11 protein-coding genes and 1 riboswitch are annotated in these 10,435 nt (G+C 64.8%); of the genes, 7 read left to right on the forward strand and 4 right to left on the reverse strand.

Going from position 1 to position 10,435, the window contains the following annotated elements; genetic code table 11:
* The first annotated feature begins 18 nt into the window (after positions 1-18).
* A complete protein-coding gene (locus ACYQ2U_RS06150) occupies positions 19-417 on the forward strand; it encodes a DUF6232 family protein (RefSeq protein ID WP_459949475.1) in 399 nt (132 codons plus the stop codon).
* An 85-nt stretch (positions 418-502) separates the two neighbouring features.
* Here the strand turns inward: ACYQ2U_RS06150 and ACYQ2U_RS06155 are convergent, their stop codons facing one another.
* The 4 genes from ACYQ2U_RS06155 to miaB all read right to left on the reverse strand — a co-directional run bounded on the left by ACYQ2U_RS06155 (position 503) and on the right by miaB (position 4,482).
* Positions 503-1,354, reverse strand: coding sequence for an HlyC/CorC family transporter (locus tag ACYQ2U_RS06155; RefSeq protein ID WP_459949476.1), 852 nt, complete (start codon positions 1,352-1,354; stop codon positions 503-505).
* Positions 1,355-1,432: 78 nt separating this feature from the next.
* Positions 1,433-1,867 (reverse strand): rRNA maturation RNase YbeY, encoded by a 435-nt coding sequence (gene ybeY / locus ACYQ2U_RS06160; protein ID WP_459949477.1) that lies wholly within the window; start codon positions 1,865-1,867, stop codon positions 1,433-1,435.
* 247 nt (positions 1,868-2,114) lie between these two features.
* Positions 2,115-3,086, reverse strand: coding sequence for a PhoH family protein (locus ACYQ2U_RS06165; RefSeq protein ID WP_459949478.1), 972 nt, complete (start codon positions 3,084-3,086; stop codon positions 2,115-2,117).
* A gap of 52 nt (positions 3,087-3,138) precedes the next feature.
* Positions 3,139-4,482, reverse strand: a complete 1,344-nt coding sequence (miaB, locus tag ACYQ2U_RS06170; protein ID WP_459949479.1) for a tRNA (N6-isopentenyl adenosine(37)-C2)-methylthiotransferase MiaB — start codon at positions 4,480-4,482, stop codon at positions 3,139-3,141.
* 53 nt (positions 4,483-4,535) lie between these two features.
* Positions 4,536-4,726, forward strand: a riboswitch (cobalamin riboswitch).
* A 66-nt stretch (positions 4,727-4,792) separates the two neighbouring features.
* Between miaB and ACYQ2U_RS06175 the strand changes: the two genes are divergently transcribed.
* From ACYQ2U_RS06175 to ACYQ2U_RS06200, 6 genes are all read left to right on the forward strand, one after another.
* Positions 4,793-5,902 (forward strand): nicotinate-nucleotide--dimethylbenzimidazole phosphoribosyltransferase, encoded by a 1,110-nt coding sequence (locus ACYQ2U_RS06175; protein WP_459949480.1) that lies wholly within the window; start codon positions 4,793-4,795, stop codon positions 5,900-5,902.
* Positions 5,903-5,983: 81 nt separating this feature from the next.
* Positions 5,984-6,787, forward strand: a complete 804-nt coding sequence (locus ACYQ2U_RS06180) for a response regulator (RefSeq protein WP_459949481.1) — start codon at positions 5,984-5,986, stop codon at positions 6,785-6,787.
* Between the two features lie 4 nt (positions 6,788-6,791).
* Positions 6,792-7,589 (forward strand): adenosylcobinamide-GDP ribazoletransferase, encoded by a 798-nt coding sequence (locus ACYQ2U_RS06185; protein WP_459949482.1) that lies wholly within the window; start codon positions 6,792-6,794, stop codon positions 7,587-7,589.
* Positions 7,571-8,158, forward strand: a complete 588-nt coding sequence (locus tag ACYQ2U_RS06190) for a histidine phosphatase family protein (protein ID WP_459949483.1) — start codon at positions 7,571-7,573, stop codon at positions 8,156-8,158. The genes ACYQ2U_RS06185 and ACYQ2U_RS06190 overlap by 19 nt, the downstream gene beginning before the upstream one ends.
* On the forward strand, positions 8,151-9,233 hold the full coding sequence (gene rfaQ / locus ACYQ2U_RS06195; protein ID WP_459949484.1) for a putative lipopolysaccharide heptosyltransferase III: 1,083 nt from the start codon (positions 8,151-8,153) through the stop codon (positions 9,231-9,233). The genes ACYQ2U_RS06190 and rfaQ overlap by 8 nt, the downstream gene beginning before the upstream one ends.
* Before the next feature lie 31 nt (positions 9,234-9,264).
* A complete protein-coding gene (locus ACYQ2U_RS06200; protein ID WP_459949485.1) occupies positions 9,265-10,380 on the forward strand; it encodes a glycosyltransferase family 4 protein in 1,116 nt (371 codons plus the stop codon).
* Positions 10,381-10,435: the final 55 nt, after the last annotated feature.

Consider the following 10,435-nt stretch of genomic DNA (forward strand, 5'->3'; position numbering starts at 1 on the left):
AAAATTAGGGAGAGTTTGATGGACGAAACAGTATTTTTTGAGAGTAATAACGTCAAAGTTACGAACAGCCGGTTCATTGTTGGTAATCAAACATATGCAATGGCCGCTGTAAGTTCAGTCAAGGTCACAACGACAGACATTACTCCTCCCAAAACTTTTCCGTTAATTCTTATTGTCGTCGGTGCAATCTGGCTTCTTGCTGCTCTCTCTGGTAATAGCAGTGCTAGTTCGTTTCTTTGGTCAATTGGGTTGATTGCTGTTGGGATTTTTTGGTTTCGTTCTATTAAACCGATTTTCGAACACAAAATAATCCTTACGACATCCTCTGGCGAGGCAACGGCACTAACTAGCAGAAACGATCAAGATATAAACCCTGTCGAGAAGGCATTGAATGACGCGCTCGTTTTCCGGGGTTAAAGTCCCAACCTTTCGCCAAGTCTCGCTTCTTTGTCCGGCAGCACATCAGTGAGTTATAGCTTGCAAGGGCCGTTGAAAAGCTGATTTATTCTTGCTCCGCCAAGCCCAAATTCCGCTGCTGATCCACCAACAGCGTATGCACCCGACGGCTGTCGGCGCGCAGCACGGTGATGCGCACGCCGTCCAGTTCCACCACTTCGTTGCGCTTGGGCAGGCGGCCCAGGTGCTGGATGACGAGGCCGCCGATGGTGTCCACGTTGTCGTGGGCCAGGGAGGTGCCGAAGGACTCGTTGAAGTCGTCGATCTCGGTGACGGCCTTGACCCGGTAGCGGCCCAGGTTGTCGAGGACGATGTTGCCGGCGGCTTCGTCGAAGTCGTACTCGTCCTCGATGTCACCGACGATCTGTTCCAGCACGTCCTCGATGGTGACCAGGCCGGCGACGCCGCCGTATTCGTCCACCACCACGGCCATGTGGTTCCGGCTGGCGCGGAATTCCCGCAGTAGCACGTTGAGGCGCTTGGATTCGGGAATGAAGATGGCGGGGCGCAGGGTGTCGCGCAGGTCGAATTCCTTGCCGGCGAAGTAGCGCAGCAGGTCCTTGGCCAGCAGGATGCCGACCACATCGTCCTTGTTCTCGCCGATGGCGGGAAAGCGCGAGTGCGTCGCTTCCACGACAAACTCGGCGATCTTCTCGGGGGAATCGTTGATGTCGATCACGTCCATCTGGGCGCGGGGCACCATGACGTCGCGGACGGTCGTCTCGGACACGGCCAGCACGCCCTCCATCATGGAGAGGCCGTCGGCGTCCAGGAGGTTGCGCTCGAAAGCGCCGTGCAGCAGTTTGAGCAGTTCTTCCCGGTCCTCCGGCTCGTGGAGCAGCAGGGCGGAAAGGCGTTCGATCAGCTTGAGCTTGGGTTTACTACTGGAAGGGTCCATTCTGGTCAGGGTTGATGGGCGATGGGTAAGGGCAGTGGTTGGACTGTCATTACCGATCACGCATCGTCCCGTCCTTGGTTATTGGTAAGGGTCGGCTATGCCCAATCGAGCAAGAATCGTGCGTTCCTTGGCTTCCATGGCCTCCGCGTCCGCCGCTCCGGTTTCGTGGTCGTAACCATGCAGGTGGAGTATGCCATGCACGATCATGTGGGCGAAATGGTCGGCCACCGTCTTGCCCTGTTCCTTGGCTTCCCGCAGCACCACGGGGAGGCAGACCACCAGGTCGCCGAGCACCTTCGGTGCGGTCTCGTAGACAAAGGACAACACGTTGGTGGCGTAGTCCTTGCCCCGGTAGTCCCGGTTCAAGGCCTGGCCTTCCTCGGCGCCCACGAAACGGATGGTCACCTCGGCGGGCCGTTCCAGGCTGGCCTGCACCCAACGGCGAAGGCGAGGCCGGGAGGGTAGGTCATCTCCGTTACAGGCATATTGCACTGCCAACGACAGGCGGTGCAATACGCCTGCGGTAGTAGGCCTACCCCCGGTCCCCCTTTTCAGGGAAGGGGGAGCGCTGGCGCTCCCCTTTAGGGAATTGGACGACCCTCCCCTCGCCCCCCTCCCCGGGGGAGGGGACGATTGATTAGCCGCCTTGGGGCGGGAGGTGATTTTGGTGAGGCGCGGTTGGGTCTGTGTTGCGGCGTGATCAGTGACTGCAGGCGGTTTTACCCTAGCCCCTAGCCCCTTGCCCCTTGCCTTCGCCGTGTCAGGATTTTTCGCCATGTTGCTCGTAGGCGGCGACGATGCGGGCCACCAGGGGGTGGCGCACCACGTCGCTGGCGTCGAAGTCGGTGAAGGCGAGGCCGCGCACCTCGGACAGGATGCGGCGGGCTTCCACCAGGCCGGACTTCTGGCCCCGGGGCAGGTCCACCTGGGTGGCGTCGCCGGTGATCACCGCCTTGGCGCCGATGCCGATGCGGGTGAGGAACATCTTCATCTGCTCGGGCGTGGTGTTCTGCGCCTCGTCGAGGATGATGAAGGAACGGTTCAGGGTGCGGCCCCGCATGTAGGCGAGGGGGGCGATTTCGATGTGGCCCTTTTCGAACAGCTTGGTCACCTTGTCGAAACCCATCAGGTCGTAGAGGGCGTCGTAAAGGGGGCGTAGATAGGGGTCCACCTTCTGGCTCAGGTCGCCGGGGAGGAAGCCCAGCTTTTCGCCGGCTTCCACGGCGGGGCGGGTGAGGACGATGCGTTCCACCTGGTCGCGCTCGAAGGCGTCCACGGCGCAGGCCACGGCCAGGTAGGTCTTGCCGGTGCCGGCGGGGCCAATGCCGAAGGTGATGTCGTGTTCCTGGATCTTGCGCAGGTATTCCACCTGGTGGGCGGTGCGGCCGTGGAGGTCGCCCTTGCGGGTGACGAGTCCGGCGGACGGGGTTTCCATGCGCGCCTTGTTGGCCAGCTCCACCAGGCCCAGTTGCACCGCGTCGATGGATAGGGGCGCTTCGCACAGGTCGTAAAAGTGACGCAGGGCCGCCGCGGCGTGGCGGGCGTTGGCCGTGTCGCCGCTGACCCGGCAGACTTCGCCACGGCGGGCGATGGCCACGTCGTAGGCGGTTTCGATCTGGCGCAGGTTTTCGTCCAGGGGACCACACAGGTTGGCCAGCCGGGCGTTGTCCACCGGGCGGAAGGCCACCTCAATGGGGCGCGGGTGGCGGACGGGTTTGGCGGTGTCGCTCAAGGTGCGGGCTGGGACGGGAAAGTGGAAAGGGCAAGGGGCCGATTGTAGCCGCTCAGTCCTTGATCACCAGTTCGCCGCGCAGGCTGTGGGGCAGGGCTTCGGTGATGCGCACCTGGACGAACTGGTTGATCAGCCGCTCGCCGCCGGCGCCGGCGGGGAAGTTCACCACCCGGTTGTTGTCGGTGCGGGCGGCCAATTCCGTTTCGTCCTTCTTCGCCCGACCCGTCACCAGCACCCGCTGCACCGTGCCCACCATGGCCTTGGAAATTTCCATGGCCTGTTCCTCGATGCGCTTTTGCAGGCGGGCGAGGCGAGCGCTCTTCACTTCGGCAGGCGTGTCGTCGGCCATCTCCGCCGCCGGGGTGCCGGGACGGGGGCTGTAGATGAAGGAGAAGCTGGTGTCGAAGCCCACCTCGTCGATGAGCTTCATGGTCTTTTCAAAGTCCTCGTCGGTCTCGCCGGGGAAGCCGACGATGAAGTCCGACGAGAGGGACAAATCCGGCCGCGCCGCGCGCAGCTTGCGGATCACCGACTTGTATTCCAGCGTGGTGTAGCCCCGCTTCATGGCCGCCAGCACCCGGTCGGAACCGGCCTGCACGGGCAGGTGCAAATGGGACACCAGCTTGGGCACCTTGGCAAAGGTGTCGATGATGCGCTGGGTCATCTCCCGAGGGTGGGAGGTGGTGTAGCGGATGCGCTCGATGCCGGGCATCTCGGCGATGGTCTCGATCAGGAAGGCCAGGTCGGCGGCGCCTTCCTCGTCCCCCAGCTTGCCCCGATAGGCATTCACGTTCTGGCCCAGCAGGGTCACTTCCTTGACGCCCTGTTGGCTCAGGTTGGCGATCTCCGCCAGGATGTCTTCCATGGGTCGGGAGACTTCCTCGCCTCGGGTGTAGGGCACGATGCAGAAGGTGCAGAACTTGGAGCAGCCTTCCATGATGGAAACGAAGGCGGTAGCGCCTTCCACCTTGGCGTTGGGCAGGGCGTCGAATTTTTCGATCTCGGGGAAGGACACGTCCACCTGGGCCTTGCCCGTCTCGCGCCGGGCGCCGATCAACTGGGGCAGGCGGTGCAGGGTCTGGGGGCCGAACACCACGTCCACATAGGGCGCCCGCTCCACGATGGCCGCGCCTTCCTGGCTGGCCACGCAACCGCCCACGCCGATGACGAGGTTGGGGTTCTTCTGCTTCAAGTGCTTGACCCGCCCCAGGTCGTGGAACACCTTCTCCTGGGCCTTTTCCCGCACCGAGCAGGTGTTGAACAGGATGATGTCCGCCTCTTCCACGTTGTCGGTCTTCACCGCATCCTCGCCCTGGGCAAGGATGTCGGCCATCTTGTCGGAATCGTATTCGTTCATCTGGCAACCGAAGGTGCGGATGAAGACTTTCTTGGTCATGGGAGTGCTGCCACTGCGGGAGGGGAAGGGGCTGAATTATAAGGGGGTTGGCTATAATCCCGGCCGCGATTGGTGAGGGGGTTCCGCAAGGGAAAACCCTCATGGGAACACGGTGAAATTCCGTGGCGGGCCCGCCGCTGTAACCGGGGACGACGCTTGCACGATGCCACTGGGCCCTGCCCGGGAAGGCGCAGGCGAAGGACGATCCGGGAGCCAGAAGACCGACCTTTCGTTGTTCCTCCACCCGCCGTGACGGTGGACCGCCCTGGACCCGCGGCCTCGCCCCACGGTTGTAACCGGAGACGAATCGGTGCATTCCTTCAAGATCAAGGCCGTTGATCGCGGCCTCGGCGTCGACCTGCAACGCAAGATCGACCAAAAAACCAAACCCCTCGGCGCCCTCGGCCAACTAGAAACCCTGGCCCTGCAACTGGGCCTGATCCAGGGCACGCTGAGCCCCCAGTTGTCCAAGCCCCACATCCTCGTCTGCGCCGGTGACCACGGTGCGGCTAAGGCCGGCGTGTCCGCTTATCCCCAGGACGTGACCTGGCAGATGGTGGAAAACTTTCTCGCCGGCGGCGCGGCCATCAATGCCTTCTCCCGCCAGCATGGCCTGGGCCTGGTGGTGGCCGATGCCGGCGTGGCCCACGATTTCGGCCGGCGCGAGGGCCTGGTGGATGCCAAGATCGCCTACGGTACGGCCAACTATCTCGAAACTGCCGCCATGACGGTCGAACAGTGCGACGCCGCCCTGGCCAAGGGCGCCGCCATTGCCCGCGACCTGGCCGCCCAAGGCTGCAACGTGCTCGGCTTCGGTGAAATGGGCATCGGCAACACGGCCTCGGCGTCCTTGCTGACCCATTGCCTGACGGCGCTGCCCCTGTCCGCCGTGGTCGGGCGCGGTACCGGCCTTGACGATGCCGGCGTGGTGCGCAAGCGCGCCCTGTTGGAGCAGGCCTTGCTGGCCTGGCCGGAACGGCCCCAAATCAGCCACCTCCCCGGTGAGGGAGAGGACGGGAGGGGGCGGAGGTCCTGTGCCCAGGTGGGCGAGCATGCTTTGAGTGTGCTTGCCCGCTTTGGCGGCTTTGAAATTGCCATGTTGGCCGGCGCCATGTTGGCCGGGGCGGAGGCCGGCATGGTGTTGTTGATCGACGGCTTCATCGTCACCAGCGCCCTGTTGGCGGCCATCGCCCTGGTTCCCGAGGTGCGCGACTACTGCGTCTTTTCCCATTGTTCCGACGAGTCCGGCCACCGTCTGCAACTCGACCACCTTGGCGCCAAACCCTTGCTGCAACTGGGTTTACGCCTGGGTGAGGGGACCGGCGCGGCCTTGGCCTGGCCTCTGTTGGCCTCCGCCAGCGGCTTTTTGCGGGACATGGCCAGCTTCGAAGCCGCCGGCGTGAGCGAGAAATCCGCCTGATCGGCGGGTTTTTTCCATTGTCCTAGCCCCAGGCACCGATACAATGTGGCCCTTTCCACTTTCGGATCAAGGATTAAGCCTATGAGCCAGTTCGGCCACTTTGCGCATCTCGACGTGTTGTTGGCGGAGCCATCCGCCATGCAGGCCCGGGTCATCGCCCATGCCTGCCAGGAGTTGGGCATCCTGCGTCTGCGCACGGTGGACGGCGGCAAGGCGGCCCTGACGGCCATGGCCGAGGTCAAGCCCGACGTGGTGATCAGCGCCCTGTATCTGCCCGACATGTCCGGCACCGAGCTGATCCAGACCATGCGCGACCAGCCGGAGCTGGAGAACGTGGCCTTCATCCTCGTCTCCAGTGAAACCCGGCCCCAGGCCCTGGATCCGGTGCGCCAGTCCGGGGTCTGCGGCATCCTGCCCAAGCCCTTTACCCCCGAGCAATTGCGCAAGGCCCTGTTGTCCACCGTGGAGTTCCTCACCGAGGACCAGTCCGCCGTGGGCGACTTCGAACCCGAGACCCTGCGCGTGCTGCTGGTGGACGACAGTCCCAACGCCCGCAAATTCATGCGCCGGGTGCTGGAGAACCTGGGGGTGGAGCATTTCGTCGAGGCCGAGAACGGCCGGCAGGCCGCCGCCATCCTGGGCGAAACCATGGTGGATTTGGTGGTGACCGACTACAACATGCCGGAGATGGACGGCCGCGAATTGGTGGACTTCATCCGCAACCAGAGCTGGCAACGTTCGGTGCCGGTGTTGATGGTGACCAGCGAAACCAACAACGGCCGTCTGGCGGCGGTGGAGGAGGCCGGCGTGTCCGGCATTTGCGACAAGCCCTTCGAGCCCGGCGTGGTGCGGCGTTTGTTGGGGAAGATCCTGAACGATCGCTGAGCCGATGGTCGTGGGGGAGTTGCGGGTTTTTCTCAGCGCCATCGGATTCTTCACCCGATTGCCGGTGCCCGCCTGGGTGGGCCATTCCGCCGCCGGCCTTGACCAGGCGGTGCGCTATCTGCCGCTGGTGGGTGTCCTGGTGGGTCTGGCCGGCGCCGCGGCCACCGAACTGGCCGCCCTGTTGCTGCCGCTGAATCTGGCGGTGCTGCTGGGCATGGCGGCCACGGCCTGGCTTACCGGCGCCCTGCACGAGGACGGTTTCGCCGACGCCTGCGACGGTTTCGGCGGCGGCTGGGACAAGGACCGTGTACTCGCCATCATGAAGGATTCCCGCCTGGGCAGTTATGGCGCCATTGGCTTGGTGTTGCTGCTGTTGGGGAAGTACCAGGCCCTGCTGGCCATCGACGACGAGCTTGAGCTGTTTGCCGGCGCCTTTGACGAGGGTTGGTCCACCCTGCCCTTTGCCCTGGTGGCCGGCCACGGGGTGTCGCGCCTGGCGGCTCTGGCAGTGATGGCCCGCCTCGACTACGCCCGGGAAGGGGAGGCCAAGGCCGCCGCCCTAGCCCATCGCCCCGGTCCGGTCAGCTTGGCGTGGGGGGCGGTCTGCGGTCTCGCGCCCTGCCTGTTCCTGCCCCGTTATTCCGTGGCCTTCGCCCTGTTGTTGGTGGCCGCCACCACGGTGCTGGCGCTGCGCTATTTCCGCCGCCGCATCGGCGGCTATACCGGGGACTGCCTGGGCGCCGTGCAACAGGGAACGGAACTGCTGTTCTACCTGGGCCTGCTGTGCAGCTTTACCTGGTAAGACATCCCCGGCCCCAGGTGGCGGAAGGGGTTTGCTACGGTAGGAGCGACCTGCCCCTGGACCCGGCGGCGGGTTCCGCTGCGGCCCTCGCCATTCTGGTTCAGCAGCTGCGCGCGCGGGTCCCTTCCCATGTCGCCTGTTACGCCAGTCCCCTGCAACGTTGCCGGGTGTTGGCCGAGGCGCTCCATCCCCGGCCCCGTTTCGACGCCCGCTTGCAGGAAATGGATTTCGGCGCCTGGGAGATGCGGGCTTGGGAGGCCATTCCCCGCGCCGCCCTGGATGACTGGGCGGCGGAGCCCCTGGATTTCGCCCCTCCCGGCGGCGAATCGGTGGCGCGAATGCGGGGGCGGGTACTGGCTTTTTTGCGGGAACAAAGAGAAGCGGAGGCGCTGCTGCTGGTGACCCACGGCGGCGTGATGAAAATCCTGGCGGGCATGGCGGCCGACGAACCGGTGGAAACCTGGTTGGGTCGCCGCTTTGCCTACGGCGAGCTGCTGTCCCTGACCCTGGACCCGGAGCGGCTCGGCGGCGATGGCGATGGGCTCTGGCAAAATGCCGGCCATGACTGAATCCTTTTCTCCGGATCGACTGCGCCGCGCCCTGGTGATCAAGTTGCGCCACCATGGCGACGTGCTGCTCACTTCGCCGGTGATCTCGGTACTCAAGGCCCAGGCCCCCCAGTGCGAGATCGACGCCTTGATCTACGCCGACACCGCGCCCATGCTGGAGGGCCATCCCGACCTGGCCCGGCTGCACGTAGTTGACCGGCGTTGGAAAAAGCAGGGTCTGCTGGCTCAGGCCCGAGCCGAGTTGGCCCTGCTGGGCGCCCTGCGCGAGCGCCGCTACGACTTGATCATCCACCTCACCGAACACCGTCGCGGCGCCTGGTTGACCCGCCTGCTGAGGCCCCGCTGGAGCGTGGCGCCGCGCCTACGGCAGCGGGGAAATTTCTGGCGCGACAGCTTTACCCACTTCATCAGCTACCCCAACCATGCCCTGCGCCACACGGTGGAAAAGAACCTGGACGGCCTGCGTCGGCTCGGCATTCATCCCGCGCCCGAGGCACGTCGCCTGACCCTGGTGCCTGGCGCCGAGGCCGAGCAGCGGATAGAGGGCTTGCTGATCCGTCATGAGCTGACGGCGGGCAACTTCATCCATATCCACCCCGGTTCCCGTTGGCTGTTCAAGTGCTGGCCGCCGGAACGCATGGCGGACCTGATCGACCAGCTGCACTTCAGCGGTCATCCCATCGTGCTTACTGGCGCGCCGGAAGCCAACGAACAGGCCATGATCGAACAGATCAAGGGACGCGTGCACGTACCGGTGGTGGATCTGTCGGGCCAGTTGAGTCTCAAGGAACTGGCGGCCCTGACCCGGCGCGCCAAGCTGTTCGTCGGCGTGGATTCGGCGCCCATGCACATCGCCGCGGCCATGGAGACCCCGGTGGTGGTGCTGTTCGGACCCTCCGGCGACAAGGAATGGGGGCCCTGGATGACTCGCCACCGCATCGTCACCAGCCATCACAGCTGCCGTCCCTGTGGCCGCGATGGCTGCGGCGGCGGCAAGGTCAGTGATTGCCTAGTCACTCTGCCGGTGGAGCGGGTGGTGGTGGCTTGCCACGAACTGTTGATGGGATCGGCGTGAGCGCACAGGGCACTCAGAGCACTCAGCGGCCATGAAGCTCGCCATCGTTCGTCAGAAATACACCCCCTTCGGCGGTGCCGAGCGCTTTGTCGAACGGGCCTTGACGGCCCTGGTCGAGCGGGGTCTGGATGTCACCATCATCACCCGCCAGTGGCGCGGGGAACGGCAGGCGGGGCGGCAGGTGCGTCTCTGCAATCCCTTCCACCTCGGTCGATTGTGGCGGGACGCGGGATTTTCCCGGGCCGTGCGGCAGATCGTCGCGAGCGGGGAATTCGACCTGGTGCAGAGCCACGAGCGGATTCCCGGTTGCCACATCTATCGCGCTGGCGACGGGGTGCATGCCACGTGGCTGGAATTGCGGGCAAGAACCCAGTCGCCTCTGGCGGCCCTGTTCACCCGCTGGCACCCCTGGCACCGCTATGTGCTGCGGGCCGAAGCACGCATGTTCCGCCACCCCGATCTGCGGGCGGTGATCTGCAATTCGCGCATGGTGAAGGACGACATCGTCCGCCGCTTCGGCGTGGCGGAGGACAAGCTGCACGTGATCCACAACGGGGTAGACCTGGCGTATTTCCACCCGGGTCTGCGCGCCGAGCATCGGGAACGGACCCTTGCCGAACTGGGCATTCCCGCCCAGGCCAAGGTGGTGCTGTTTGTCGGTTCCGGTTTCGAGCGCAAGGGCCTTTTCCCCTTGTTGCACGCCGTGGCTGGCCTGGCCGATGTGCATCTGCTGGTGGTGGGCAAGGACCGCAAGCTGGCCCAGGCCCGGCAGTTGGCCGCTACCCTGGGGCTGGCTGGGCGTAGCCATTTTCTCGGTGCCCGCACCGACGTGCGGCCCTATTACGGCGCCGCCGACGTTTTCGCCCTGCCCACCCTGTACGATCCTTTTCCCAACGCCGTGCTGGAAGCCCTGGCTTGCGGTCTGTCGGTGCTCACCTCGCCGGGTAGCGGGGCGACGGAACTGGTGGACGCCGCCTGCGGCCGGGTGGCGGATGCCCTGGACAGCGGGCAGCAAGGGCGTGCCCTGGCGGATTTGCTGGCCCTGGCGTCGGATAGCGCGACCCAGGCGGCCCGGCAACGGGCGGAAACCTGTAGCGCCGAGGACATGGCCGCGCAGTTGTTGTCCCTCTATTCCCGTCTGGTTTAGGGCGTAAACGACGGGCGGGGGAGGGTGGCCCCGATATAATGGCCTCCCTTCGTTG

The sequence above is a fragment of the Denitratisoma sp. agr-D3 genome (assembly GCF_054658675.1).